This is a genomic window from Cupriavidus mimosae, assembly GCF_023952485.1.
GTDB lineage: Bacteria > Pseudomonadota > Gammaproteobacteria > Burkholderiales > Burkholderiaceae > Cupriavidus > Cupriavidus taiwanensis_C.
This window is the reverse complement of sequence record NZ_JALHRY010000018.1, coordinates 46,439-70,692: the sequence shown is the minus strand read 5'-3', so window position 1 is coordinate 70,692 and position 24,254 is coordinate 46,439. Positions and strand designations below refer to the sequence as shown.

Below are 24,254 nucleotides of genomic sequence, written 5' to 3'. Positions count from 1 at the left end.
TTTTCCTGTTCCCGGAAATACGGTGCGCGGATGATAAGCGCGCCAGCCGCCGCGCAGGTAGTAGCCGGTTACTACATCACCACGGTGCCGTGGACCGGTGCCGTCACGCGACGGCGCCAGCCAGGGCGGCGCGCAAGAACAGGTACCATTCGGGCAAGCGCGCCGGCTCCGCCACGGGCCGGCCTCCACCTATCCCATGCCCCGATCCATGTCCGTACCCGCTTTCGAATCCAAGCTGACTCCCGCCGACGACACTGCCGCGCTGGCCGCGCGCATCGCCGCGCTGCCGCGCCCGCTGGTATTTACCAACGGCGTCTTCGACATCCTGCACCGCGGCCATGCCACCTACCTGGCACAGGCGCGCGCGCTGGGCGCGAGCCTGGTGGTCGGCGTCAACAGCGATGCCTCGGTGAAGATGCTGGGCAAGGGCGACGACCGCCCGCTCAACCATGAGTCGGACCGCATGGCGCTGCTGGCCGCGCTGGCCTCGGTCGACCTGGTGGCCATGTTCCGCGAACAGACCCCGGTGGAGCTGATCCGGCTGGTGCGCCCCGACATCTACGTCAAGGGCGGCGACTACGATATCGATACGCTGGAAGAAACCCGGCTGGTACGCAGCTGGGGCGGCCAGGCCTACGCCATCCCCTTCCTGCACGACCGCTCCACCACCAAGCTGCTGACCAAGGTGCGCCAGGCCGGCTGAGCCGCCGCGCCTGCGCTACGCGCCCGGCGCCGAGGCCGGCGTGGCCCGCGGCGGTTGCAGGCGCATGCGCTCGCCCCGCACTTGCTGCTCCAGCCGGTGCGGCTCGCGCGGCGATTCGAACCAGCCCGACAGCGGCTGCGCGCCGAACGCGCCCAGCACCGCGGCCAGCAGCACCGCGTTGGCCAACAGCAGCAACAGCAATGCGATGCGCAGGGAGCGGGTGGTCATGGGGAATCGGATGGAGATGGGGACGTGGCGTCGTTACGCGTCGGCCATGGCCATCGCATGCAGGCCGAGCAGCACCAGATTATCGTGCATCTCGAATGGCACCGCGAGCGCCCCGGCCAGCGCGCCGCGGGCTCCGCCGGACAGCAGGCAGCGTGGCGGTCGCGCAGCATCGCCGCGCTCGCCCAGCGCGCGCCAGGTGCGCTCGATGGCGCCGGACTGCGCGGCCAGGCAGCCGGCGGCAATGGCGTCGTGGGTGTTGTCGGCCCAGCGCCGCTGCGCGCCCGCCACGCTGCCGGCCTCGCCCACATCCAGCGCCGGCAGCTGCGCGGTATTGCGCGCCAGCGTGCCCAGCATCAGCGCCAGCCCCGGCAGGATCAGCCCGCCTTCGAAGCGCGCCTGGCCAGCCTCTGTCACGGTGACGATATCCAGCGTGGTGGCGGTACCGGCGGTGACCACCAGCAATGTTTCGCGCGGCAGCCAGCGGTGCGCGCCGATGGCGCCGACCCAGCGGTCGACGCCCAATTGGGTCGGTTCGCGATAGCCGTTGGCAAGGTCGCCATGCGCGGCGGCGCTGCGCACCCATTGCACCGGCGCGCAGCCGCCGAAGGCGTCGGCCAGCGCGGCATCGACGGCGGCGGCGATCACCGGCCCGGCCACATTGCTGATCCACACCGACGGCATCGGCCCGCTGGCGCGCAGCGCGCGCAGTTCGGCGGCGAGGGTTCGCAGCGCGCCGTCGTCGGCATGCGCGACCGCGCCGGCGTGCTGCCACGGCGTCGGCAGCGCAGAGATGCCAGCGATGACAGGCAGCGCCGCACCGGCGTCGCACCACGCCCACTTGAGCCGGGTATTGCCGATATCGACCAGCAGGCGCGGCGCGTTCATGCGCCACCTTCCTGGCCCGGGGCGGGCCGCAGCGACAGCTCGCCGCTGGCGATGCGCTCCAGGCCGGCGGGCGTTTCCAGCAGCAGGTGGCCGGCCTCGTCGACGCCGCGCGCCATGCCTTCGGCGATCACCTGGCCGTCGTGCAGCAGCCGCACCGGCTGGTCGCGGTAGGCATCGGCGGCAGACCAGCGTCGCGCCATCGGTCCGAAGCCGTGCGCGAGGAAGTCCGCGCGCATCGCTGCCAGCCGCTCCAGCACCGCGGCCAGCAGGCGCGGCGCATCGCGCCCGGCATCGAAGCCCGGCATGGCCTCGGCCACGCCCGCCAGTTGGCGGCCCAGCGCGGCCTCCATCTGCGCATCGCGCACCAGGTTCAGGCCGATGCCGATCACCGCCCAGACCCGCTGCGGCCCCGCCGGCACCGATTCGATCAGGATGCCGGCCAGCTTGCGGCCGTCGATCTGCAGGTCATTGGGCCATTTCAGGCCCACCCGCGCGGCCAGTGCCGGGGCCACGTCGCCCAGGGCCTCGGCCAGCGCCAGGCCCACCGCCAGGCTCAGGCCGCTCAGCTGCGCCGGCGCCAGCGCCAGCGGCAGCGCCACGGAAAAGGTCATGCCGGCCTGCCCCTGCCAGGGCCGGCCCTGACGTCCGCGCCCGGCGGTCTGGCGATGGGCCAGGCGCAGCGTGCCGGCCTCGGACCACGGCGCCCGGCGGCACCGCGCGGTCAGGTCGGCATTGGTCGAGCCGGTTTCCTCTACCAGTTCCACGGTCCAGTCGCGCAGCCCGGGCGACAGCATGGCGCGCAGCGCGCCGGCATCGATGCGCCATGACGTGGCGGTGGAAAGATCGGGCGGATTCGGAGGAACGGCGGACATGCGCGGCATTGGACGGGGATGGGCGGGATCGCGGTCGGCACAGGCAGGATACGGGTCGGAACCCGGGCCTGCGGCAGATGCCGCATTGTAGCCGCGCCGCGCTGCCGGGCATGCACCCGGGGCACGGCGCGGTCGCGCCAGCGGAGCGCGTGGCTTAGAATCGAGACTCGGCCATCACATCGCTTGCCCTTGGAACGCCAGACGACGCCAGACTTCCAGATCACGCGCGGGCACGGAACCGTCAGCGTACAGCTGCGTGGCGACTGGACCGCGCTCGCGCTGGCCGGCTGCCGCCAGGCGCAGCAGCTGCGCGCGCAGCTGCACGAGCTGGCACAGGCCCCGGATAACGCCCAATGGTCGCTGGCCGGCGTCGAGCGCCTCGACCATATCGGCGGGCAACTGCTGTGGCAGGCCTGGAACGGCGCGCTGCCACAACGGCTCGAGGCCAGCGAGGGCCAGCGCCGCGTGTTCGAGCGCATTGCCGCGGTGCACGACGAGGGCTGGAAAAAGCACATGGTGGACCGCTTCAACCCGGTCACGCTGTTCGGCGCCAACGTGCTGTCGTTCGGCGCGCAGCTCGCCACCGGCATCACCATGCTGGGCCAGCTGGCGTTCGACCTGCTGCGCTTCGCGCGCATGCCGCAGCGCGGCCCGTGGCGCGAGATCTCGGCCAACATCTACAACGTCGGCTACAAGGCGCTGGGGATCACGGCGCTGGTCGGCTTCCTGATCGGCATCGTGCTGTCGTACCTGTCGGCCAACCAGTTGCGCACCTTCGGCGCCAGTACCTTCATCGTCAACATCCTGGGCATGGCGGTGATCCGCGAACTGGGGCCGGTGCTCGCCGCGATCCTGATCGCGGGGCGCTCGGGCTCTGCCATCACCGCGCAGATCGGCGTGATGCGCGTGACCGAGGAGCTGGACGCGATGCGCGTGATGGGCATCTCGCACGGCTTCCGGCTGATCATGCCGCGCGTGATCGCGCTGGCCATCGCCATGCCGCTGCTGGTGGCGTGGACCGACGTGATGGCGCTGGCCGGCGGCATGCTGGCCGCGCGCATGCAGCTGGGCATCAGCGCCACCTTCTTCCTGCGCGAGCTGCCCGATGCGGTGCCGGTGGCCAACCTGTGGCTGGGGCTGGGCAAGGGCGTGGTGTTCGGCATCCTGATCGCACTGACCGCATGCCATTTCGGGCTGCGCATCAAGCCCAACACCCAGAGCCTGGGCGAAGGCACCACCGCCTCGGTGGTCACCGCGATCACCATCGTGATCCTGGCCGACGCGGTCTTCGCCATCCTGTTCAAGGACGTGGGCCTGTGAGCGCGGCGCCAGCGAACGCGACCCAGCCAGGCCCGCCGCAGCCCGCGCCGGAGCGCAGCCCGGTGATCGAGGTGCGCAACCTGGTCAAGCGCTTCGGCAAGGCCGTGGTGCACGACCATGTGGACCTCGACGTCTACCGCGGCGAGGTGCTGTCGATCGTCGGCGGCTCGGGCAGCGGCAAGACCGTGCTGCTGCGCCAGATCGTCGGGCTGGAGCGCCCCACCTCGGGCACCATCAAGGTGTTCGGCGAGGATCCGGCGCGGCTGCGGCCGGCCCAGCTGCAGGCGCTGCGCAGCCGCTGGGGCCTGCAGTTCCAGCGCGGCGCGCTGTTCTCGGCGCTGTCGGTGATCGACAATATCGCGCTGCCGCTGCGCGAGCTGCGCGCGCTGCCCGACAACCTGATCTGCCAGGCGGCGCTGCTCAAGCTGCAGCTGGTGGGGCTGTCGGCGCGCGATGCCGACAAGATGCCGTCGGACCTGTCCGGCGGCATGATCAAGCGCGTGGCGCTGGCGCGCGCGCTGTCGCTGGAACCCGAGCTGCTGTTCCTGGACGAACCCACTGCGGGCCTGGACCCGATGGCGTCCGATGACTACGTCGCGCTGATCCGCGAGCTGCGCCGCGAACTGGGCCTGACCGTGGTCATGATCACGCACGACCTCGACACGCTGGTGGCGCTGTCCGACCGCGTCGCGGTGCTGGCCGACCACAAGGTGATCGCGGCCGCGCCGATCCCCCAAGTGGTGAAGGTGGAGCACCCCTTCATCCGCGAGTATTTCCTGGGCGAGCGCGCCCAGCGCGCCCTGCAGGCGCTGCCCCGGCCCGGGCAGCCCGCGGCGTCGCCCCCTGGAGAAGCATGATGGAAAACAAGTCCCACGCCTTCCTCGCCGGCGTGTTCACCATCGGCCTGGCCGTGCTGGTGCTGTTCGCGATCTTCTGGTTCAGCAGCGACCACGCGGTGCGCGTGCCCTACGACCTGATCACCCGCTCCACCGTCAACGGCCTGGGGCCGCAGGCCGACGTCAAGTACCGCGGGCTGGCGGTGGGCAAGGTCGAATCGATCAAGTTCGATCCGCAGGTGCCGGGCCAGATCATCGTGCGCGTCAACGTCAACCGCGAAACGCCGATCACGCGCACTACCTACGCCACGCTGGGCTTCCAGGGCGTGACCGGGATCGCCTACGTGCAGCTCGACGACTCCGCCGCGCACGACGGCACCGCCGCCTCGCCGCCGCTGCCGACTTCGCCGCGGGCGGTGGCGCGCATCGCCATGCGGCCCGGCTTCTTCGAGGAACTGGAAAAGCGCGGCGATTCGCTGCTGACCCAGGCCGAGACCATGATGGGCTCGCTCAACGACATGTTCCGCGGCGCCAACCGCGACGAGCTGATGGCGGCGATCCGCTCGGTGCGCAAGACCGCCGAAGATTATTCGCGCCTGTCCGATTCGCTCGCGCCGGCGGCGCAGCGCCTGCCGAAAGTGGCCGAGAACCTGAACGCGACGCTGGAATCGACCCGGCGCCTGACGCAGGAACTGGCCAACCCCAACGGCACCGTGATGCGCACCGTCGACAGCGTCGGGCGCGACCTGCAGGGCGCGGCCGCGTCGGTGCAGTCAGCCGCGGGCACCTTCAGCGAAGAGACCCTGCCGCAGCTCAATGGCCTGGCCCGCGACGCGCGCCAGACCGCGCGCAGCTTCGAGCGCGCCGCCGGCCAGTTCAACGAGAGTCCGAGCAGCGTGCTGTTCGGCGCGCCCACGCCCACGCCAGGGCCGGGCGAGCCGGGCTTCAGCGCGGCCCCGTAGCTGGGCCGGCATGCGACAACGCCCCCGCCCCTTCGATCACGCCAAACGCCAACCGCGAGAATCCGCCGTGAACCCTGCGACCGAGATGCCACGCTTGCTGCGCTTCGCAACCGCCCGCCTGCGCGCGGCCCTGCTGCTGTTCTGCGCCGGCCTGGCGCTGTCAGGCTGCGCGCTGACGCGCGGCGAGCCCACCATCACCTATGACCTGGGCCCGGCCGTCGCCGCCGGCGCGGCCTCCGGCAGCGGGAACCCTGCGCCCGCAGCGCTGCCCAAACTGCGCGTGGCGCAGACCGACGGGCCCAACTGGCTGGAAGGCAATGCGCTGTTCTACCGGCTCCAGTACGCCCAGGCGCAGCGGCTGCAGGCCTATGCCACGCAGCGCTGGGTGATGTCGCCCACGCGCCTGTTCGACGAACGCCTGCGCGAGGCCGTGGCCGCGCGCGGCACGCTGGGCTGGTCTGGCGACGGCAGCGTGCCGGCGCTGAAGGTGGACCTGCTCGAGTTCGACCAGGTATTCGACAGCGCCACCACCAGCGAGGGCGTGGTGCGGCTGCGTGCCACGGTGTACCGGCACGGCATGCTCGGCCAGCAGACCTTCGAGGCGCGCCGGCCCGCGCCCAGCGCCGACGGCGCCGGCGGCGTCAAGGCGCTGGCCGAAGCCAGCGATGCCGTGATTGCCGCGCTGCTCGACTGGACCGGCACGCTGCAGCTAAAGTAAAGCAACAGGAGATTTGCCATGGAGCCGGCTCCCCCGCCGCTCTCCGCGCCGCCGCCGGCGGCTGTGCCAGCACCATCCGCCACCGCGCCGCAGCACTCGCCGCTGGCGCGCGTGGGGCTGCTCTGCTTCACGCTGCTGGTGATCTATGCCAGCCTGTACCCGTTCTCCGGCTGGATCGACAACGGCATCTCGCCCTTTGCCTTTGTCAGCGCGCCCAAGCCGCGCTACATCACCGACTTCGACCTGCTGACCAACGTGCTGGGTTATTTCCCGTTCGGCGCGCTGGTGGTGCTGTCGCTGCATCCGCGCGTGTCGGGGGGGCGCGCCACGCTGGTGGCACTGGTCGCCGGCGCCCTGCTGTCGGCATGCATGGAGGCCTTCCAGACCTGGCTGCCCAGCCGGATCTCGTCCAACATCGACCTGATCACCAATGCGCTGGGGGCGCTGCTCGGCGGCGCCGTGGTGGCGCCGTTCACGCGCGCGCTGATCGACGACGGACGCCTGACGCGGCTGCGCCATGCCTGGTTCGAGCCCCATGCCAGCTTTGCCATCATCCTGCTGCTGCTGTGGCCGTTCGCGCAGGTGTTTCCGCAGGAGCACCTGTTCGGCATGGGCGGCATCGTGCGCGAATGGCTGACCGATCCGGAATCCTGGCCGATGCAGGTGCTGCAGATGGTGTTCCCGCAGCTGGAGGCGTGGCAGGACCATATCGGCCTGCGGCCCGAGGACATGCAGAGCCAGCAGTTGCTGGAATCGCTGGTGACCGCCAGCAGCTGGGTCGGCACCGGCCTGTTCGCCTCGGTGGCGATGCGCCGCAGCGCGCCGATGCTGCGCATCCTGGCGGGGCTGCTGGCGGCGGCGCTGCTGCTCAAGGCGACCGCGGCCGAGTTGCAGTTCCCGACCGAAAGCGCCTTCGTCTGGCTGTCCGAAGGCGGGCGCTTCGCGCTGCTGACCAGCTCGCTGGTGCTGGCGCTGCTGCTGTACCTGCCGCGCTGGCTGCGCGCGGTGCTGGCGATGGCCGCGCTGATCGTGCTGGTGGCGCTGACCAACGTGCTGCCGTCAAACCCCTACGCGTGGATCTCCGAGCAGGGCTGGCGCATGGGCCGCTTCATCCACTTCAACAGCCTGGCGCAGTGGCTGGGATGGCTGTGGCCCTTCCTGGCGTTCTGCTATGTGATCTGGCGCTTCGAGCAGGTCAGCCTGCGCCGCCATGCGATGAAGAAAGCCGCGGCGCGCCGTGAGGCGGCCGCGGCCAACCTGCAGGAGTAAGCCGGCGCGTACTTGCGCGCCGGGTCTTAGTGCAGCTGCCCGCCCTGTTCGCGCACATCGGCGCGGGTCGACAGCGCCGTCGCCACCGCGGTGCGCAGGCCCTTCACCAGGGTCTCGTGCGCCAGGCTTGGCTGGCCCGGATGGCGCGCCGCCTGCTCGGGCAGGTAGGGAATGTGGATAAAGCCGCCGCGCACCGAGCCGGCCGGTTGCCGCGCCAGCCGGTGCATCAGCCCGTAGAACACATGGTTGCAGACGAAGGTGCCGGCGCTCTGCGACACCGACGCCGGCACGCCGGCCGCGCGCATGTCGCGCACCATCGCCTTGATCGGCAGCGTGGCAAAGTAGGCGGCCGGGCCATCGGCCGCGATGGCGGTGTCGATCGGCTGGGCGCCGGCGTTGTCGGCGATGCGCGCATCGTCGACATTGAGCGCCACGCGCTCGACCGACATCTCGGCGCGCCCGCCGGCCTGGCCGACGGCGATCACCAGGGTCGGCTGCAGCGCGTCGAGCAGTTCGGCGATCGCATCGAGCGCCGCGCCGAACACGCACGGCAGCTGGCGCGCGACGATGATCGCGTCGCCGACGCGTTCGCCGTCGAGCGCGCGCACGGCCTCCCACGACGGGTTGATGGGTTCATCCTCGAACGGCTCGAAGCCGGTCAGCAGCACGGTAGGCATGGCGGAGGCTCCTGCGCTTACATCAGCCAGTACAGCAGCACGATATTGGCCGCCAGGATCGCCAGCGCGGTCGGCACCTGCGCGCGGATCACGGCGTTCTTGTCGTCGAGCTCCAGCAGCGCTGCCGGCACGATATTGAAGTTGGCCGCCATCGGCGTCATCAGCGTACCGCAATAGCCCGAGAACATGCCGATCGCCGCCATCACCGCGGGATTGCCGCCGAACATGCCGACCAGGATGGGCACGCCGACGCCGCCGGTCATCACCGGGAAGGCGGCGAAGCCATTGCCCATGATCACGGTGAACAGCGCCATGCCGACGCAATAGACCGCCACCGCCACCAGCTTGTAGTCCAGGTTGATGTAGGCGGTGGTCAGGTGCGCGACGGCCTTGCCCACGCCCGCGTCGGCAAACACCAGCCCCAGCATTGCCAGCATCTGCGGCAGCACCAGCGCCCAGCCCAGCGACTCGGTCAGCCGGCGCGATTCGCGCAGGCCCTGCGCCACGGTGTCGCGCGTGAGCCAGCACACCACCGCCAGCGAGATCAGGCAGCCGATCCCGAGCGAGACGAAGGTCACGTTCTTGGGATCGAGCAGCGGCACGCCGGCGATCCTGACATCCTTGAACAGCATGGTGCCGATCACGGTCACCAGCGGGATCAGCAGCGCCGGAATGAACAGCTTGTTGCCGAGCCGGCTCGCACTGGCGCGGCGCTCGGCCTCGGGCAGGCTCTCGTGCTTGCCGTGGCCGACGCCGCCGAAGCCCGCGATCAGCGCCATCACCACCGCGCCGATGCCGACCGCGGCCGGCGGCAGCCGGTCGCCGACCAGGAACACGAGCGCGTACAGCAGCCAGAACAGGCCGGTGCTGAGGCGGCGCGGATGGGCGCGGTCGGTGAAGGTCATCAGCGCGGTGATGGCCAGCACCAGGCCGGCAAGCCAGTAGAGGTATTCGATCGAAATGATCATGGTGTGCTCCTTACTCGGCGCTCTTGGCCGGCACCGCGGCGCTGGCAGCGTTGCCGCCCAGCTCGCGCTCGAGCCAGCCGTCCAGGCGCCTGAGGCGCACGGCATGGATCAGGAAGGCACAGATCGCGGTGGGGATGCCCCATACGGCGATATGCAGCGGCTCCACGTCAATGTTCGACGACAGCAGGAAGGTATGCATCAGCGCGATCGCGCCGAACGCGACGAAGATGTCCTCGCCGAAAAACAGGCCGACATTGTCGGTGGCGGCGCAGAAGGCCAGCACGCGCTGGCGCACCGGCTCGGGCAGGTGGCCGAAGCGGTTCTCGGCCGCGCCCTCGGCCATCGGCGCCAGCAGCGGGCGCACCATCTGCGGATGGCCGCCGAGGCTGGTCAGGCCGATCGCCGCGGTCAGCTCGCGCACGCCCAGGTAGACGATCAGCAGGCGCCCGACCGTGGCCGAGGCAATGCGCGCGATCCACGCCTGCGCATGCTCGCGCAGCCCGTGGCGCTCCAGCAGGCCGATCACGGCCAGCGGCAGCAGGATGATCAGCGGCAGGTTGCGCGCCTTGACGAAGGCGGTGCCGATCGCGGAGAAGATCTGCATCAGCGGCATCGGCGCGGCCAGCCCCGTGGCCAGGGCGGCGAGCACCACCACCAGCATGGGATTGAAGCGCAGCACGAAGCCGACGATGATGACGCCGACCCCGACAAGGGGCCAGAGATTGACTGCCTGTTCCATGGAAACACCAAACGAAGATAACGAAGGCGCGCGGACAGCAGCCGTCGTGACGCGTGACGGGGCAGGCCGCGTGGGTGAAATGCCGGCGTGAAGGCGCGGGAACGCGCTCAGTCGCCGGCGCGGATCGCGATGCCTTCTGCGCCCAGCCGTTCCCGGATGCGGCGCGCGAAGGCCAGCGCGTGGGCGCCGTCGCCGTGCAGACACACGGTTTCGGCCTGAATCGGTACCCAGGTGCCGTCGATGGCGCGCACGCGCTGCTCGCGCACCATGGTCAGGGTCTGGTCCAGGGCAACCTCCTCGTCCTCATGCAGCGCGCCGGGCGTGCCGCGTTTGACCAGCGTGCCATCGGGGTTGTAGCCGCGGTCGGCAAAAACTTCCTGCTTGACGCGCAGGCCGGCCTCCTTCGCCACGTCGATCATCTGGCTGCCGGCCAGGCCGAAGAACACCAGGTCGGCGTCGAAGTCGCGCACCGCGCGCACGATCGCGCGCGCCAGCGCCGGGTCGCGCACGGCCTGGTTGTACAGCGCGCCATGCGGCTTGACGTGGTGCAGCACCCCGCCTTGCGCGCGCACGATCGCTGCGAGCGCGCCGATCTGGTACAGCACGTCGGCGTAGACGTGTTCCGGGTCGCGCTGCATCTCGGTGCGGCCGAAGTTCTCGCGGTCCGGGTAGCTCGGGTGCGCGCCGATCGCCACGCCATGCGCCAGCGCCCACTGCACCGTCTGCACCATGGTGGCGGCGTCGCCCGCGTGCCACCCGCAGGCGATATTGGCCGAGCTGATCAGCGCCAGCAGCGCCTCGTCATTGCCACAGCCTTCGCCAAGATCCGCGTTCAAATCGATCTGCATTGCCATTCTCCTGTGCGGCGCCCGGGCGCCTTGCTTATGCTGCCGCCCGCGTGCGCGTACGCCGGCGCGCGGCAATGGGCATGCCATCGCCCTGCCATTGCAGCGCCTGCCCGATCTGCCGCAGGTAGCGCGACAGTTCATCCTGCGCCGCCTGCGCCTGCGCCAGCGTGACCTGCACGAAGCGCACCGGCGCGCCCAGCGGCACCTGCGCCAGCCGCCACAAATCCGCTTCGATCACCACGCCGATCTTGGGATAGCCGCCGGTGGTCTGCGCATCTGCCATCAGCGCGATCGGCTGGCCCGCCGGCGGCACCTGCATCACGCCCGGCATTACCCCGTGCGAGAGCAGGTCGGCGCTGCGCTCGGCCCGCCGCGCCAGCGCCGGGCCGGCGAGGCGCAGGCCCATGCGGTTGCTGTTGGGCGTGACGGTCCAGTCGGCCTGCCACAGCGCAGCCTGCGAGGCGGCGTCGAAATCGTCGTATTCCGGACCCGGCAGCATGCGGATCGCCGTGGCCTTGCCCTCGACCGCGGCGGGCAGCGCCCATGCCGGCGCCTGCACGCCGATCCAGTCGGTCTCGGCTTCCAGTCCCGGCCGCCCCGCCGGAAGGCGGTCGCCCTCCTGCAGCGCGCGTCCGCCCAATCCGCCGAAACCGGACTTCAGGTCGGTGCTGCGCGAGCCCATCACCGGCTCGACCGCAATGCCGCCCGCCACGCACAGGTACACGCGCGTGCCGCCGCGCGTCGACGGCAGCGTCAGGGTCTCGCCCTTGTGCGCGTCGAACGCGTGCCACGACCACACCGGCATGCCGTCAAGATTGGCGCCACATTCGGCGCCGGCCAGGGCCACGCGCATATCGGCATGGAAGCGCACCGCGGCGCGTCCCAGCGTGAATTCAATGGCGGCGCAGCCGGGCGCATTGCCAAGCAGGCGGTTGCCGACTTCGACCGCCAGCATGTCCATGGCGCCGCAGCGGCCCACGCCAAAACGGCGGAAGCCGGTACGGCCCAGGTCCTGCACCGAGGCGAGCGCGCCCGGACGAAGGATCTCGATCACGCGATGATTTCCTCGGCGACAAAGCGCACGGTATCGCCGGGCGCGAACAGGGACGGCGGATCGCGGTCCGCCACGAAGAGTTCGGCGTCGGTGCGCCCGATCAGCTGCCAGCCGCCCGGTAGCACCGCCGGATAGATGCCGGTCTGCTCGCCGCCGATGCCGACCGACCCGGCCGGGACCGCCACCCGCGGCTCGCGCCGGCGCGGCGTGGCCAGTTCCGGCGCCAGCCCGCCCATGTAGGCGAAGCCGGGCTGGAAGCCGAGGAAATAGACCACGTACTCGCCCGCTGCATGGCGGCGCACCACTTCCTGCGGCGTCAGCCCGGTATGCGCGGCGACGTCGCCCAGGTCCGGGCCGTGCTCGCCGCCGTAGCGGACCGGGATCTCGACCAGCTTGCCGGTGGCATTGCGCGCCTCGCCCGAGGCCCACGCCAGCTTCAGGTTGCGCTCGAGCGCGTCGACGTCGGCACTGCCGTCGAAGATCACCGTCAGGTTGTTCATGCCTGGCACCACGTCGACCACGCCGCGCCAGTCCGCGGCACGCGCGGCCATGGCCCAGATGCGGCGCTGGACTGCCAGCGATGCGGGCGGCGCGACGCTGTACAGCAGCGCCTGCTCGGCAAGTCGGTGGACGGTGCAGTTCATGAGAGTCCCGGTAGCGCACTTGCTACCCAGTGTAGGCAGTCAAGCCGGAATGTGACGTATATGTATTTCATCGATAATTTATCGATGAATTCATCATATCGAAACGGACCGGGCGGGGACAGTCGGGGTTGACCCTAGGGAGTCCCGCGTTGGACGCATGCATCGAGAGGAGTAGGATTAAATCCTATCGACTGGAGATCGTCATGCGAACTACTCAACAATTGAGCGTCACGCTGCCGACCGAGATGGCTCAGGCGGTCAAGGACAAGGTGCGGTCGGGTGAATACGCCAGTGAAAGCGAGGTCATTCGCGATGGCTTGCGCGCGCTGCTGGCGCGGGACCGGGCCGTGGACGCGTGGTTACTGCAGCAAGTGGGCCCTGCCTATGATGCGCTTCAGACGGATCCGTCCCGTGCCGTGACCGGAGATGACGTTCGTGCTCGTCTGGCTGCCAAACACGCTGGGAAAGCCAAAGGTCGATGAGAACCTATCCGGTCGTCTTCGCGCCGGAGTTTGTGGAGCAGCTTGAGGACCTGTACGACTATGTCGCCGAAGCAGCCTCCCCCTATATCGCGGCGCGGTACACCGACGCGATCGTGGAATATTGCGAGTCGCTCAGCACCTTTCCTCATCGCGGCACCCTGCGCGATGACGTGCGGCCATGGCTGCGGATTACCCATTACAAGAAGCGCGCCGTCATCGCGTTCGCCGTGGATACCGACAAGGTTTCCATCATCGGTTTGTTCTATGGAGGCCGGGACTACGAGACGATGCTGAACGAGTCAGATTGAATCGACGATGGTCAGTGGCCTCTCAAAGGCGGGCACGCACCAAAATAAAAGCGGCCGGGAAATCCCCCGGCCGCTTTTCTTATTCCATCCGCTAACCAACCGCTTCAGGCAAACCCCGCCTGATGCGCCTGCTGGTCGGCGTGGTAGGAACTGCGCACCATCGCGCCCACGGCGGCGTGGGTGAAGCCCATCTTGTAGGCCTCTTGCTCGAACATCTTGAAGGTGTCGGGATGCACGTAGCGCAGCACCGGCAGGTGGTGGTTGGACGGCGCCAGGTACTGGCCGATGGTGAGCATGTCGATGTCGTGCGCGCGCATGTCGCGCATGACTTCCAGGATTTCCTCGTCGGTCTCGCCCAGGCCGACCATCAGGCCGGACTTGGTCGGGACATTGGGGTTGCGGCGCTTGAACTCCTGCAGCAGCTTGAGCGAGTGCGCGTAGTCGGCGCCCGGGCGGGCCTGCTTGTACAGGCGCGGCACGGTTTCCATGTTGTGGTTCATCACGTCGGGCGGGCACGCCTGCAGGATGTCCAGCGCCTTGTCCAGGCGGCCGCGGAAGTCGGGCACCAGCACTTCGATGCGGGTATCGGGCGACAGCTCGCGCGTCTGCGAGATGCAGTCGACATAGTGCTGGGCGCCGCCATCGCGCAGATCGTCGCGGTCGACGCTGGTGATCACCACGTAGTTCAGCTTGAGCTGGGCGATGGTGCGGGCCAGGTTGCCGGGCTCGTTCACGTCGAGCGGGTCCGGGCGGCCGTGGCCGACGTCGCAGAACGGGCAGCGGCGCGTGCACTTGTCGCCCATGATCATGAAGGTGGCCGTGCCCTTGCCGAAGCATTCGCCGATATTGGGGCAGCTGGCTTCCTCGCACACCGTTACCAGGTTGTTGGCGCGCAGGATGTCCTTGATCTCATAGAAACGCGAGTTGCCGGTGGCGGCCTTCACGCGGATCCAGTCCGGCTTCTTGAGCTTCTCGGCCGGCACGATCTTGATGGGGATACGCGCGGTCTTGTCGGCCGACTTCTGCTTGCGGGTCGGGTCGTACTGCTCCGCGGGGGACTGCGGGGCTTCGCTGGAAGAGGCGTTCGGGGCGATCAGTGCGTCGCTCATACATTTCTCCGCACGCGCTCGGCGTGCATTTCGCTTTTGACTAGGAGGCCAGGGCCGGGGCGGCAGGTTCTTCAGCCGCCAGCACGCGAGCCTCGTGCGCTGCCAGCACCTCGCACAATGCAGCCGCCAGGCGCTGTGCGATTTCGGGTTGTATTGCCGCCGTCACGGGCACGGACGAGCCGTCGGCATCCGCCACCGGACAGGTGGCACCGGCAGTGGCCATGTCGACCGTTTCCAGTCCGGCATAGCCGCAGGGATTGATGCGCAGGAACGGCGACAGGTCCATCTGCACGTTGAGGCTGACGCCGTGGTAGCTGCAGCCGTTGCGGATCTTGAGGCCGAGCGCGGCAATCTTGGCGCCCCGGTGCGGCCCGTCGGACAGGTAGATGCCGGGGGCGCCGGGCTTGCGTTCGGCTGCGAGATTATACGCCGCGAGCGTCTCCAGCACGGCCTGCTCGATGCCGTGCACCAGCTCGCGCACCATCAGCCGGCGGCGCCGCAGGTCCAGCAGCAGATAGGCCACCACTTGTCCCGGGCCGTGATAAGTGATCTGCCCGCCACGGTCGATCTGCACCACCGGAATCCGCTCGTCCGGGGCCAGCAGGTGCGCGGGATCGCCCGCCTGGCCCAGCGTGTAGACCGGCGTATGCTCGACCAGCCAGACCTGGTCGGGCGTCTCGGGGGTGCGTGCGGCGGTGAAGGCGCGCATCGCGTCGAAACACGGCTGATAGTCCTCGCGGCCGCGTTCGATGACTTGAATCGGATGCATGGCGAGAGTGTAACGAAAAGGGCCGGCTTGCGCCGGCCCCGACCTGGCCCATTCAGCGTGCCCGCGGCGGGCAACCGTCCGATGCGTCACGCGACCAGACCAGGCGCAGATGGCCCCGGTGCGATGCGGACGCTGCCCCGCCCGGCTCTGCTTCAGGAAGCGGTGACCCGGTCCTGGTTAGGTGTCCACTCCGTGCCTCGAACCATCCGGCGCAGGCTGCGGTACACCAGGTGCGGCAGGTCGGCCAGCGCCAGCGCCGGGCGGCGCGCCTCGGCGATCAGCGCCAGGCGCACCGGATGCAAGGCGCGCGGGTCGATGCTGAGCACCACTTCGTCGCCCGGGCGCAGCAGCAGGCTGCCGCCACAACGCAGCCAGTAGTCCTCCGAATCGTTCTCGCGGGTCAGCCATACGTCGGTACCGCGGGCCTCTGCAATGTGCAGGCGCTGCGCGGCGTGCACCGACAGCGTGGTGACTTCGCCAGGATTCAGGGTGAACTCGGTCGTTGTGAGCACGGTTTTCATGGTGGTTCTCCGTTCAGCCGGCCCTGGCGGGGATACGCCAGACGCAGTACGGATTCGCGGCGGGCCACAGGAACTGGCCCGGCAAGGGGACCAGGCCAGTTAAATCCTGCGAATATCGCCGTGAAGAAGTGTGCAATGCGGGGGCCGGTGAGGGAATATTAGTGATTGCCCGACCACTATCAAAACGATATATTTTCTTTGTTCTTGTTAGCCAATCTCACATAACCACCGATCGTCTGGAGGCTGCCATGGCCTGGAAGAGCGCCTGGGAGAAAGACCTGCCGCGCGGCTGGCACCGCGAACTGCCGCGCCTGCCGGCGCTGACCGCGCTGCGCGCGTTCGAGGCCGCGGCGCGGCACGAGAGCTTCTCGCGCGCCGCCACGGAGCTGTTCGTTACCCACGGCGCGGTCAGCCACCAGATCCGCGCGCTCGAAGACGAACTGGGCATGCCGCTGTTCGAGCGTCACGGCAAGCGCGTGGCGCTGACGCCGGCGGGCCGGCTCTATGCCGAGCGCGTGCGCGACGCGCTGCTGCAGATCGCCGATGCCACGCGCGCGCTGCAGGCCGGCAATCGCGACAAGCGCCTGACCATCAGCACCATGCCGTCGTTTGCCGCACGCTGGCTGACGCCGCGCATCGGCAGCTTTATCGAGCGCCACCCGGAACTGGACGTCGAACTGCTGTCGTCCAACACGCTGGTCAACTTTGCCCACGAAGAAGTCGATATCGCGCTGCGCATGGGCAGCGGCGACTATCCCGGCCTGTATGTGGAGCGGCTGCTCGACGACGTCTTCTTCCCGGTCTGCAGCCCAGCCTTCAATGGCGGGCGGCTGCCCGAACGGCCGCAGGACATGGCGGGCATGCCGCTGCTGCGCGGCGAGGGCGATCCGTGGAAGCCATGGTTCGACGCCGCCGGGCTGGACTGGCCCGAGCCGCGCAAGGGCCTGCTGCTGGAAGATTCGTCGCTGCTGCTGCAGGCCGCCTCGGAAGGCCAGGGCATCGCCCTGATCCGCTCTTCGCTGGCCTGCAACGACCTGCTGTCCGGGCGCGTGGTGCGGCTGTTCGACGTCAGCATCCCGTGCCCGTGGCTGCTGTACTTCGTGTGCGCGCCGGGTTCGCTGAACTTGCCCAAGGTGCAGGCCTTCCGCGGCTGGCTGCTGCCCGAGATCGAGCGCTTCCGCGAGGTGCTGGCGCAGTGGGAGTGAGTCAGTCTTCCGGGGTGTCGTCGACGTGCGCCGCGCTGGCAGCGGCATCGGCTGCCGGCTTTGCGCGCGCCCGCCCGGCGCGCGGGTGGGCCTTGTCGTAGACATTGGCCAGGTGCTGGAAATCCAGCGCGGTGTAGACCTGCGTGGTCGAGATGCTGGCATGGCCCAGCATCTCCTGCACCGCGCGCAGGTCGCCGGAAGACTGCAGCATGTGCGTGGCAAAGGAATGCCGCAGCATGTGCGGATGCACGTCGGCCGGCACGCCGGCGCGCAGCGCCTGCTGCTTGAGTCGCAGCTGCACGGTGCGCATCGACAGGCGCCGTCCGCGCGGACCGACGAACAGGGCATGGGCGTCCTCGGGCGCGGCGCCCGGCCGCAGCAAGCCGTCGCGCACCGCCAGCCACGCCTGCAGCGCGGCGAGGGCCTTGCTGCCGACCGGCACCGAGCGCCGGCGCGAGCCCTTGCCGGTCACGGTGACCTCGGCGCCGGCCAGGTCGAGCCAGCCGCTCGAGCGGTAGCCGTCGGCATCGGCATAGCGCAGGTCCAGTTGCACCAGTTCGGACAGCCGCAGCCCGCTCGAGTAGAACAGTTCATAGACGGCCTGGTCGCGCAGCGCCTCGGCGTCGGTGCCGGCAGGGTGCGCCACCAGCGCCACCGCGTGCTCGACCGATAGCGCCTTGGGCAGCGCGTGCCCGGAGCGCGGCGCGCGCACGCCGTCGACCGGATTCACGGTCACGCCATGGCCATGGCGCGCCGCCCAGAGATAGAAGCCGCGCCATGCCGACAGCGCGCGCCCGATACTGGTGCCGACCAGTCCGGCGGCATGCAGCCGTGCGGCGAAATTGCGGATATGGTGGGTCTGCAGCGCCAGCAGCGCGACACCCGGCGCATACTGCGCGGCGTGCGCCTGCAGCACGCGCAGTTCGCGCGCATAGCCCGACAGCGTGTGCTCGGCCAGCTTGCGGCTGCCGCGCAGCCAGTCGAGATAGCGCGTAACCAGCGGGTCTGGCGGCGGCGCTTCGCCGCCGGCGGGTGCGGGCGGCGCGACCGCGTCGCGCGGCGGCCGGCGTGCAGTCATGGCGTCATGCCTGAAGCCGCCGCTTCAGTCGCGCAGCCGCTTCAGCGCGGCGCCCGCGACTGCGCCGATCTGCGACAGGTAGGCGGTGCCCATGCCGTCGTGGAAGCGGCGCGGATCGGGCGAGCCCAGCACCAGCAGGCCAAAGGCCGCGCCACGCACGTCGGCGCCGGCCTCGGCCTCGCCGGCGCGCAGCGGCACGCGCAGCGTCACCATCGCCAGCGAGGTGATATCGTCGCGCTCCAGCAGGCTGGCCGCCTCGAAGCCGCTGTTGCTGCCGCAGTACGGCGCACGCAGGCCTTCGGCAAAGATGCGCAGGTCTTCGCTGGCACCCTGCGCCACTTCCATGTGCGCGTACTGTTCGGCGACATCCCACAGCCTGAGCGCCACCGCCGGCACGTCGAACACCTGCTGCAGGCCGTCCTGCACCGCATACGGCAGCGCATGCGAATCGGCCTCGGCCAGCAGGCGCAATTGCCAGTCGTGCAGGCGCTGCTGGGTGCGGTCGTTGTCGTGGCCATGGCGGACCAGGTCCGCCAGGCGCAGCTCCAGGCCCTTGTTCTTCTCGCGCAGGATTTCCATCTGGCGCTCCTGCAGCGACACGGCGCGATGGCTGTGCGGGCTGGTCAGCTGCACCGCGGCCAGCAGCTCGGCATGCTCTTCGAAGAACTCGGGATGGCTCTGCAGGTAGGCGGCAACGTCTTGGGCGTTCATGGGGCGTGGACCGGTAGAGGTAAAGTGGGTGGCAGTTTAGCAAACCACCCAGCCAGAAGAGGAGCGCGGTGTTGGGTGCTCCCATGCCGCCCGATCTTGCCCAAGCAAGGTGTCCTCCCTCTCCCCTCACGGGGAGAGGGTCGGGGTGAGGGGTGGTCTAGCGTGGTGCCACATCAAGCGAGGCCAACGGTGTTAACCCACCGGCCTCAGCCTTTGACCCGCCTGCCCTCTCCCCCGGCCCCTCTCCCGCAAGCGGGAGAGGGAGCAAACCACCGGCGTGCCCCCGCTACGTCTGGATCAGCCGCTTCTGCCGCGAAATGCTCATCAAGATGCCGATGCCCGCGCCCAGCGTCACCAGCGCGGTGCCGCCGTAGCTGAGCAGCGGCAGCGGCACGCCCACCACCGGCAGGATGCCGCTGACCATGCCCATGTTGACGAAGGCATAAGTGAAGAAGATCAGCGTGATCGATCCCGCCAGCAGTCGCGAGAACAGCGTCGGCGCATTGGCCGCGATAAAGAGCCCGCGGAAGATCAGCAGCAGGTACAGCACCAGCAGCACCGCGTTGCCGATCAGGCCAAACTCCTCCGAGTACACCGCGAAGATAAAGTCGGTGTGCTTTTCCGGGATGAACTCCAGGTGGGTCTGCGTTCCCTTGAGCCAGCCCTTGCCCTCGACCCCGCCCGAGCCGATCGCGATGATCGACTGGATGGTGTGGAAGCCCTTGCCCAGCGGATCGCTGGTCGGATCCAGCAGCGTGCAGACGCGGTGCTGCTGGTAGTCGTGCAGCACCGGCCAGTTCACGCCGGGCGCGCACATGTCGTTCTGGAACGTGATCAGCAGCGTGATGGCGACCACCAGGATCCCCATCAGCGGCAGGATCAGCTTCCACGACAGCCCGGCGAAGTAGATCACGTACAGGCCCGCGGCCATCACCAGCAGCGCCGTGCCCAGGTCGGGCTGCTTGGCGATCAGGCCCACCGGGATCAGCAGCAGCATCAGCGCGACGATGAAGTCGAACCAGCGGATCACGCCCTCGCGCTTCTGGAAGTACCACGCCAGCATCAGCGGCATCGAGATCTTCATGATCTCGGACGGCTGGATCACCATGCCGACATAGAGCCAGCGGCGCGCGCCCTTGCGGATCAGGCCGAACATGGCCACCGCGATCAGCAGCGCCACCCCCACCGTATAGATCGGCACCGCCACCCGCATCAGCGTCTGCGTGGGCAGGTAGGCGATCACGAACATCACCACGTACGACAGCAGGATATTGCGCAGTTGGTCCTCGACCCGGCCCGGCATGTCGATGGCGGCCGAATACAGGGCCACGATGCCGGTGGCGAACAGCAGGAACACGATCAGCGAGAGCGGCTTGTCAAAACCGGTCAGCGCAGTCTTGACCAGGGACATGACGCGGCGTCGATCCATGCGCGTCTCCTTCAGCGAGTGGCGTCGGCCCCGCTGGCTGCCTTGGCAGCCACGGGCCTGACGCGTGGTTTGGGTGCGGGCGCCTTGGCCGGCACGGCCGCAGCCGAGGCCGGCGCGGGGGTCTGCGGCTTGCTGTGGCCCAGCGCCTGCAGCATGCGCTGGTCCAGCGTCTGCACCGCCGAGGCCGGGGCGATGGCGTCCGGGTCCAGCATCGCGGCGATCGCCTCCGGCGTCGGCACCTGCGCGGCCGAGGCCGCCGCCACCGCGCTGGCGTCTGCGCCGCTGGCCGGTGCGCCGCCGCTGGACATCACCGTGGCGCTGGCAATGCTGGCGGTCTGGCCGGTGGTGAACACGCTCGGGGTATCCACCGGCGCGCGGCCGGCCACGCGCTCCCCGGCGGGTGGCGCGATCGCCTCGAGCTCGGCGGGCCACTTGCCGGTCAGGTAGTAGTCCATCACCTTGCGCGCGATCGGCGCGGCCACCGCGGCGCCGAAGCCGGCGTTCTCGACGATCAGCGCGATCGCGATCTTGGGGTTGTCGGCCGGCGCGAAGGCCGTGTACAGCGAGTGGTCGCGCTTGTGCTCGGCCAGCGCGTGGTGGTTGTACTTCTCGCCCTTGGACAGGCTGTAGGTCTGTGCCGTGCCAGTCTTGCCGGCGGACTCGTAGGCGGCGCCGGCAAACACGCGCGCGGCCGTGCCCGAGTGCGTCACCGCCACCATGGCCCGCTTGATCACGTTGATGTCTGCCTGCTTGAACGGGATGGTGTAGCTTTCCTTGGGCACGGTGAGCGTGCGCTTGCGCGTGACCGCGTCTTCGACCGCCTTGACCAGGTGCGGCTTCATCACCTTGCCGTCGTTGACGATCACCGAGGTGGCCTGCGCCAGCTGCAGGATGGTGAAGCTGTTGTAGCCCTGGCCGATGCCCAGCGAGATGGTCTCGCCCTCGTACCACTTCTGCTGCTCGGGCTTGCGGTAGGCGCGGCGCTTCCAGTCGGTCGACGGCAGGATGCCGCGGCTTTCGCCCTCGATGTCGATGCCGGTGATCTGGCCGAATCCCAACGGCTTCATGAAGTCATGGATGCCGTTGACGCCCATGTCGCGCGCCAGCGCGTAGTAATAGGTGTCGCACGAATGCACGATCGAGCTGTGCATGTCGACCCAGCCATGGCCGCCCGGCTTGTCGTCGCGGAAGGTATGGTTGCCCAGCGTGAAGAAGCCCGGATCCGACATGCCCCAGTTTGCAGTGCGCTTGCCGGTGGTCAGCGCCGCCAGCGCCATGAAGGGCTTGTAGGTCGAGCCCGGCGGATACGTGCCACGCAGCGGGCGGTTGAGCAGCGGCTTGTCGGGCGAGCCGTTGAGTTCGTTCCAGGTGTTGGTGTCGATACCTTCGACAAACAGGTTGGGGTCGAAGGTCGGCTTGGAGACGAAGGCCAGGATGTCGCCGGTGGACGGCTCGATCGCCACCAGCGCGCCGCGGCGGTTGCCATAGAGCGCCTCGGCCAGCTGCTGCAGGCGGATGTCGAGCGACAGGATCAGGTTGTTGCCGGGCGTGGCGGGCGAGGTCGACAGCGTGCGGATCGGACGCCCGCCGGCGCTGACTTCCACTTCCTCGAAGCCGGTCAGCCCGTGCAGCTCGCTCTCGTAGCTCTGCTCCAGGCCGATCTTGCCGATGTAGTTGGTGCCCTTGTAGTTGTCGGCATCCTTGCGCGGATCGTACTTGGCGCCGTCGGCATCGTTGGCCTCGTCCATGGCCTCGATGCGCTCCTGGTCGCGCTGCGAGATCCGGCCCAGGTAGCCAACCACGTGCGAGGCCGACTCGCCCAGCGGGTACTGGCGGAACAGCCGCGCGCGCACGTCCACGCCGGGAAAGCGGAAGCGCTGCGCGGAGAAGCGCGCCACCTCCGCGTCGGTCAGCTGGCTGCGGATCGGCAGGCTTTCGAAGCTGCGCGATTCCTCCATCAGCCGCTTGAAGCGGCGCCGGTCGCGCGGCTGGATCTCGACCAGGCCGGACAGGCTCTCGATGGTGTTGTCGAGCGTATCGGTCAGCTTGGACGGGGTGATCTCCAGCGTATACGCCGAATAGTTGCGCGCCAGCACGATGCCGTTGCGGTCCATGATGATGCCGCGGTTGGGCTCGATCGGCGCCACCGAGATGCGGTTGTCCTCGGCCTTGGCCGAGTACTGGTCATGCTTGTACCACTGCAGCCACAGGAAGCGCGAGAACAGCAGGCCGAAGCAGATCACCGTAAACAGCGCCGCGGCCGCCACGCGGATGCGGAAGCGGCCGATTTCCAGTTCGACGTTGCGGATTTCGGTCATGGTACTGCGTGGCCTGGAGAAATCGGGGGTGGACGGTGGCGGGCGATGGCGGCGGCGGCGTCAGATCGGCCGGGTCTCGTCGACATCGGTCGAGCGGCGCTGCGGCGCCAGCAGCAGGCTGGTGGCCAGCGGCCACAGCAGCGCCTCGATCGCCGGCGCCAGCAGCAGTTGCCAGCCCGGCAGCGGCGCGCCCATCGCCAGCCGGATCAGCACCGGCACAGCATGCGCGATGAACAGCAGCGGCAGCACGTGCAGCGCCTGGGTATAGACCGTGAACCACAGCACGCGGCGGTGGATGGTAATGGCGAAGTAGGCCAGCAGCGTGTACGCCAGCGCATGTTCGCCCAGCAGGCGGGCATCGTGCACGTCCATCAGCAGGCCGAGCAGGAACGCCACGCCCATGCCCACCTTGCGCGGCTGGTGGATGTTCCAGAAGACCAGCACCAGCGCCACCATGTCCGGGATCCACAGCGTGGTGCCCCACGGCATCAGGTTGAACAGGAACGCCAGCACGAAGCTGAAGGCGATAAAGGCCGGGTTGACCGGCCGTAGCAGGTATTGGGGATTGGTCACCGTGGTGCCTCCTTGGCGGGCGCGGCCTTGCCGGCCGCGGCGCTGTCTGCGGCGGCGCGCGCCGCGGCGGACTTGGCGCCCTTGACCGGCGCCTCCGGCCGGGCCTCGACCGCTTCGCGCGCCGGGATGTTGGCGTCGTAGCGCACCACCAGCAGCTGGCGGTGCGCGCGCACGCCGGCCACCGGCTCGCAATAGACGCGCGAGAACGCGGTATCGGCCTTGCGCTCGATCTGCACGATCTTCGCCACCGGCAGGCCCGGCGGATAGGTGCCGTCCAGGCCCGAGGTCACCAGCAGGTCGCCCTGCTGCAGGTCCGCGGCGGCGGCCATGAAGCGCAGGTCCAGGTGGCCCGCGCGCGCGCCGCCGAAGGCCACGCTGCGCAGGCCGTTGCGCACCACCTGCACCGGAATCGCCTGGTCCTTGTCGGTCAGCAGCGTCACCTCGGACTGGAACGGCGACACCCGCGTGACCTGCCCGACCACGCCGCGCTCGTCGATCACCGGGTAGCCGGCGCGCAGGCCGTGCTGGCTGCCCTTGTCGATGACGATGCGCTGGCTGTACGGGTCGCGCGCGTCATACAGAATCTCGGCCGCCGTCACCGGCGTGGCCGACTGCTGCGCCAGCCCGAGCAGCTTGCGCAGCTGGTGGTTCTCGGCCTCGAGCTGCGCCTGGCGCACCGAGGCCTGGGCCTGCTGCACGGCGCTCTGACGCAGCTCGCGGTTCTCGGTGGCGAGCGTCGCCGACGACTGGGCATAGTCGAACATGGTGCGCAGCGCGTCGCGCGGCGCCAGCACCAGGCGCTCGACCGGCATCAGCACGGTGGCGGCCACCTGCCGGCCCACGCGCAGCGCGTCGAAACGGGCGTCGACCACCAGCAGCGCCAGCGCGATGCCCACGTACAGGACCAGCCTGGCGACGGCCGAGGTGCCTTGCTTGAAGAGCGGCGGAGGGGAGTAATCCATTTACCCGAACAAAGGCCGGAGGCCACGCGGAAACGCCCCGCCGCCCGCCGCGGCGCGCCCCGCCCC

General features: G+C 69.4%; 27 protein-coding genes. 9 read left to right on the top strand and 18 right to left on the bottom strand.

The features are described from left to right. Positions 1-208 precede the first annotated feature (208 nt). Positions 209-703: a D-glycero-beta-D-manno-heptose 1-phosphate adenylyltransferase gene (gene rfaE2 / locus MKD50_RS26020; RefSeq protein ID WP_115702997.1), complete on the top strand. Its 495-nt coding sequence runs from the start codon at positions 209-211 to the stop codon at positions 701-703. 15 nt (positions 704-718) lie between these two features. Here the strand turns inward: rfaE2 and MKD50_RS26015 are convergent, their stop codons facing one another. The 3 genes from MKD50_RS26015 to MKD50_RS26005 are packed head-to-tail and all read right to left on the bottom strand — an operon-like array spanning position 719 to position 2,688. Continuing rightward, positions 719-931, bottom strand: a complete 213-nt coding sequence (locus MKD50_RS26015; protein ID WP_252669314.1) for a hypothetical protein — start codon at positions 929-931, stop codon at positions 719-721. A gap of 33 nt (positions 932-964) precedes the next feature. Beyond that, positions 965-1,816 carry a type III pantothenate kinase gene (locus MKD50_RS26010; RefSeq protein ID WP_252669312.1) on the bottom strand — a complete coding sequence of 284 codons (852 nt, stop codon included), beginning with the start codon at positions 1,814-1,816 and terminating at the stop codon, positions 965-967. After that, entirely contained in the window at positions 1,813-2,688 is an 876-nt protein-coding gene (locus MKD50_RS26005) for a biotin--[acetyl-CoA-carboxylase] ligase (RefSeq protein WP_252669310.1), read from the bottom strand. Before MKD50_RS26005 ends, MKD50_RS26010 begins: the two co-directional genes overlap by 4 nt. A gap of 183 nt (positions 2,689-2,871) precedes the next feature. Between MKD50_RS26005 and MKD50_RS26000 the strand changes: the two genes are divergently transcribed. The 5 genes from MKD50_RS26000 (at position 2,872) to MKD50_RS25980 (ending at position 7,793) form a co-directional block, all read left to right on the top strand. Then, positions 2,872-4,008 carry an MlaE family ABC transporter permease gene (locus MKD50_RS26000; protein WP_256503880.1) on the top strand — a complete coding sequence of 379 codons (1,137 nt, stop codon included), beginning with the start codon at positions 2,872-2,874 and terminating at the stop codon, positions 4,006-4,008. Continuing rightward, positions 4,005-4,865 (top strand): ABC transporter ATP-binding protein, encoded by an 861-nt coding sequence (locus MKD50_RS25995; RefSeq protein ID WP_115702989.1) that lies wholly within the window; start codon positions 4,005-4,007, stop codon positions 4,863-4,865. Before MKD50_RS26000 ends, MKD50_RS25995 begins: the two co-directional genes overlap by 4 nt. Further along, positions 4,862-5,806 carry an MlaD family protein gene (locus MKD50_RS25990; RefSeq protein ID WP_115702987.1) on the top strand — a complete coding sequence of 315 codons (945 nt, stop codon included), beginning with the start codon at positions 4,862-4,864 and terminating at the stop codon, positions 5,804-5,806. The genes MKD50_RS25995 and MKD50_RS25990 overlap by 4 nt, the downstream gene beginning before the upstream one ends. Before the next feature lie 67 nt (positions 5,807-5,873). Next, complete coding sequence (locus MKD50_RS25985; protein WP_501993638.1) at positions 5,874-6,524, top strand: ABC-type transport auxiliary lipoprotein family protein; 651 nt, start codon at positions 5,874-5,876, stop codon at positions 6,522-6,524. An 18-nt stretch (positions 6,525-6,542) separates the two neighbouring features. After that, the gene (locus MKD50_RS25980) at positions 6,543-7,793 is read left to right on the top strand and encodes a VanZ family protein (RefSeq protein WP_115702984.1); all 1,251 of its coding nucleotides are present in this window, start codon (positions 6,543-6,545) and stop codon (positions 7,791-7,793) included. A gap of 26 nt (positions 7,794-7,819) precedes the next feature. Here the strand turns inward: MKD50_RS25980 and pcp are convergent, their stop codons facing one another. The 6 genes from pcp to pxpB form a co-directional block, all read right to left on the bottom strand. Next, a complete protein-coding gene (pcp, locus tag MKD50_RS25975; RefSeq protein ID WP_252669308.1) occupies positions 7,820-8,470 on the bottom strand; it encodes a pyroglutamyl-peptidase I in 651 nt (216 codons plus the stop codon). A gap of 17 nt (positions 8,471-8,487) precedes the next feature. Beyond that, complete coding sequence (locus MKD50_RS25970) at positions 8,488-9,438, bottom strand: DUF979 domain-containing protein (RefSeq protein WP_252669306.1); 951 nt, start codon at positions 9,436-9,438, stop codon at positions 8,488-8,490. A 10-nt stretch (positions 9,439-9,448) separates the two neighbouring features. After that, on the bottom strand, positions 9,449-10,177 hold the full coding sequence (locus MKD50_RS25965) for a DUF969 domain-containing protein (protein ID WP_115702978.1): 729 nt from the start codon (positions 10,175-10,177) through the stop codon (positions 9,449-9,451). A 107-nt stretch (positions 10,178-10,284) separates the two neighbouring features. Next, on the bottom strand, positions 10,285-11,025 hold the full coding sequence (gene pxpA, locus MKD50_RS25960; RefSeq protein WP_115702976.1) for a 5-oxoprolinase subunit PxpA: 741 nt from the start codon (positions 11,023-11,025) through the stop codon (positions 10,285-10,287). Positions 11,026-11,059: 34 nt separating this feature from the next. Then, on the bottom strand, positions 11,060-12,079 hold the full coding sequence (locus tag MKD50_RS25955) for a 5-oxoprolinase subunit C family protein (protein WP_115702974.1): 1,020 nt from the start codon (positions 12,077-12,079) through the stop codon (positions 11,060-11,062). After that, positions 12,076-12,723 carry a 5-oxoprolinase subunit PxpB gene (gene pxpB / locus MKD50_RS25950; protein ID WP_062796198.1) on the bottom strand — a complete coding sequence of 216 codons (648 nt, stop codon included), beginning with the start codon at positions 12,721-12,723 and terminating at the stop codon, positions 12,076-12,078. Before pxpB ends, MKD50_RS25955 begins: the two co-directional genes overlap by 4 nt. Before the next feature lie 203 nt (positions 12,724-12,926). On the opposite strand from pxpB, the gene MKD50_RS25945 reads away from it, so the two are divergent. Together MKD50_RS25945 and MKD50_RS25940 are read left to right on the top strand one after the other, a co-directional pair. Beyond that, positions 12,927-13,205, top strand: a complete 279-nt coding sequence (locus MKD50_RS25945; RefSeq protein ID WP_252669304.1) for a ribbon-helix-helix domain-containing protein — start codon at positions 12,927-12,929, stop codon at positions 13,203-13,205. Next, positions 13,202-13,513 carry a type II toxin-antitoxin system RelE/ParE family toxin gene (locus MKD50_RS25940; protein WP_252669302.1) on the top strand — a complete coding sequence of 104 codons (312 nt, stop codon included), beginning with the start codon at positions 13,202-13,204 and terminating at the stop codon, positions 13,511-13,513. Before MKD50_RS25945 ends, MKD50_RS25940 begins: the two co-directional genes overlap by 4 nt. 104 nt (positions 13,514-13,617) lie before the next feature. On the opposite strand, the gene lipA is transcribed toward MKD50_RS25940, so the two are convergent. From lipA to MKD50_RS25925, 3 genes are all read right to left on the bottom strand, one after another. Beyond that, positions 13,618-14,622, bottom strand: a complete 1,005-nt coding sequence (gene lipA / locus MKD50_RS25935; protein ID WP_018006678.1) for a lipoyl synthase — start codon at positions 14,620-14,622, stop codon at positions 13,618-13,620. A 40-nt stretch (positions 14,623-14,662) separates the two neighbouring features. Beyond that, complete coding sequence (gene lipB / locus MKD50_RS25930; RefSeq protein ID WP_252669300.1) at positions 14,663-15,391, bottom strand: lipoyl(octanoyl) transferase LipB; 729 nt, start codon at positions 15,389-15,391, stop codon at positions 14,663-14,665. Positions 15,392-15,543: 152 nt separating this feature from the next. Next, positions 15,544-15,912: a DUF2917 domain-containing protein gene (locus MKD50_RS25925; RefSeq protein ID WP_115702969.1), complete on the bottom strand. Its 369-nt coding sequence runs from the start codon at positions 15,910-15,912 to the stop codon at positions 15,544-15,546. A gap of 248 nt (positions 15,913-16,160) precedes the next feature. Between MKD50_RS25925 and MKD50_RS25920 the strand changes: the two genes are divergently transcribed. Continuing rightward, positions 16,161-17,117, top strand: a complete 957-nt coding sequence (locus MKD50_RS25920; protein ID WP_240073378.1) for a transcriptional regulator GcvA — start codon at positions 16,161-16,163, stop codon at positions 17,115-17,117. 1 nt (position 17,118) lies between these two features. Here the strand turns inward: MKD50_RS25920 and MKD50_RS25915 are convergent, their stop codons facing one another. From MKD50_RS25915 to mreC, 6 genes are all read right to left on the bottom strand, one after another. Further along, positions 17,119-18,195, bottom strand: coding sequence for a tyrosine recombinase XerC (locus MKD50_RS25915; protein ID WP_252669298.1), 1,077 nt, complete (start codon positions 18,193-18,195; stop codon positions 17,119-17,121). Positions 18,196-18,219: 24 nt separating this feature from the next. Further along, a complete protein-coding gene (locus tag MKD50_RS25910) occupies positions 18,220-18,906 on the bottom strand; it encodes a DUF484 family protein (protein ID WP_115702963.1) in 687 nt (228 codons plus the stop codon). 286 nt (positions 18,907-19,192) lie between these two features. Further along, complete coding sequence (gene rodA / locus MKD50_RS25905) at positions 19,193-20,335, bottom strand: rod shape-determining protein RodA (protein ID WP_115702961.1); 1,143 nt, start codon at positions 20,333-20,335, stop codon at positions 19,193-19,195. Positions 20,336-20,346: 11 nt separating this feature from the next. Further along, positions 20,347-22,653, bottom strand: coding sequence for a penicillin-binding protein 2 (gene mrdA / locus MKD50_RS25900; protein WP_115702959.1), 2,307 nt, complete (start codon positions 22,651-22,653; stop codon positions 20,347-20,349). A gap of 60 nt (positions 22,654-22,713) precedes the next feature. Then, positions 22,714-23,226: a rod shape-determining protein MreD gene (gene mreD, locus MKD50_RS25895; protein WP_115702957.1), complete on the bottom strand. Its 513-nt coding sequence runs from the start codon at positions 23,224-23,226 to the stop codon at positions 22,714-22,716. Then, positions 23,223-24,188, bottom strand: a complete 966-nt coding sequence (gene mreC / locus MKD50_RS25890) for a rod shape-determining protein MreC (protein ID WP_240073374.1) — start codon at positions 24,186-24,188, stop codon at positions 23,223-23,225. The genes mreD and mreC overlap by 4 nt, the downstream gene beginning before the upstream one ends. Positions 24,189-24,254: the final 66 nt, after the last annotated feature.

Excerpts from the sequence above, each read along its gene's own strand:
- MKD50_RS26010 (WP_252669312.1), bottom strand. The coding sequence starts at position 1,816 with ATGAACGCGCCGCGCCTGCTGGTCGATATCGGCAATACCCGGCTCAAG.
- MKD50_RS25990 (WP_115702987.1), top strand. The coding sequence starts at position 4,862 with ATGATGGAAAACAAGTCCCACGCCTTCCTCGCCGGCGTGTTCACCATC.
- MKD50_RS25920 (WP_240073378.1), top strand. The coding sequence starts at position 16,161 with ATGGCCTGGAAGAGCGCCTGGGAGAAAGACCTGCCGCGCGGCTGGCAC.
- rfaE2 (WP_115702997.1), top strand. The coding sequence starts at position 209 with ATGTCCGTACCCGCTTTCGAATCCAAGCTGACTCCCGCCGACGACACT.
- mrdA (WP_115702959.1), bottom strand. The coding sequence starts at position 22,653 with ATGACCGAAATCCGCAACGTCGAACTGGAAATCGGCCGCTTCCGCATC.
- MKD50_RS25965 (WP_115702978.1), bottom strand. The coding sequence starts at position 10,177 with ATGGAACAGGCAGTCAATCTCTGGCCCCTTGTCGGGGTCGGCGTCATC.
- MKD50_RS25925 (WP_115702969.1), bottom strand. The coding sequence starts at position 15,912 with ATGAAAACCGTGCTCACAACGACCGAGTTCACCCTGAATCCTGGCGAA.
- pcp (WP_252669308.1), bottom strand. The coding sequence starts at position 8,470 with ATGCCTACCGTGCTGCTGACCGGCTTCGAGCCGTTCGAGGATGAACCC.
- lipB (WP_252669300.1), bottom strand. The coding sequence starts at position 15,391 with ATGCATCCGATTCAAGTCATCGAACGCGGCCGCGAGGACTATCAGCCG.
- MKD50_RS25940 (WP_252669302.1), top strand. The coding sequence starts at position 13,202 with ATGAGAACCTATCCGGTCGTCTTCGCGCCGGAGTTTGTGGAGCAGCTT.
- rodA (WP_115702961.1), bottom strand. The coding sequence starts at position 20,335 with ATGGATCGACGCCGCGTCATGTCCCTGGTCAAGACTGCGCTGACCGGT.
- MKD50_RS26005 (WP_252669310.1), bottom strand. The coding sequence starts at position 2,688 with ATGTCCGCCGTTCCTCCGAATCCGCCCGATCTTTCCACCGCCACGTCA.
- MKD50_RS25970 (WP_252669306.1), bottom strand. The coding sequence starts at position 9,438 with ATGATCATTTCGATCGAATACCTCTACTGGCTTGCCGGCCTGGTGCTG.
- MKD50_RS25945 (WP_252669304.1), top strand. The coding sequence starts at position 12,927 with ATGCGAACTACTCAACAATTGAGCGTCACGCTGCCGACCGAGATGGCT.
- MKD50_RS26015 (WP_252669314.1), bottom strand. The coding sequence starts at position 931 with ATGACCACCCGCTCCCTGCGCATCGCATTGCTGTTGCTGCTGTTGGCC.
- pxpA (WP_115702976.1), bottom strand. The coding sequence starts at position 11,025 with ATGCAGATCGATTTGAACGCGGATCTTGGCGAAGGCTGTGGCAATGAC.
- lipA (WP_018006678.1), bottom strand. The coding sequence starts at position 14,622 with ATGAGCGACGCACTGATCGCCCCGAACGCCTCTTCCAGCGAAGCCCCG.
- mreC (WP_240073374.1), bottom strand. The coding sequence starts at position 24,188 with ATGGATTACTCCCCTCCGCCGCTCTTCAAGCAAGGCACCTCGGCCGTC.
- MKD50_RS25980 (WP_115702984.1), top strand. The coding sequence starts at position 6,543 with ATGGAGCCGGCTCCCCCGCCGCTCTCCGCGCCGCCGCCGGCGGCTGTG.
- pxpB (WP_062796198.1), bottom strand. The coding sequence starts at position 12,723 with ATGAACTGCACCGTCCACCGACTTGCCGAGCAGGCGCTGCTGTACAGC.
- MKD50_RS25915 (WP_252669298.1), bottom strand. The coding sequence starts at position 18,195 with ATGACTGCACGCCGGCCGCCGCGCGACGCGGTCGCGCCGCCCGCACCC.
- MKD50_RS25910 (WP_115702963.1), bottom strand. The coding sequence starts at position 18,906 with ATGAACGCCCAAGACGTTGCCGCCTACCTGCAGAGCCATCCCGAGTTC.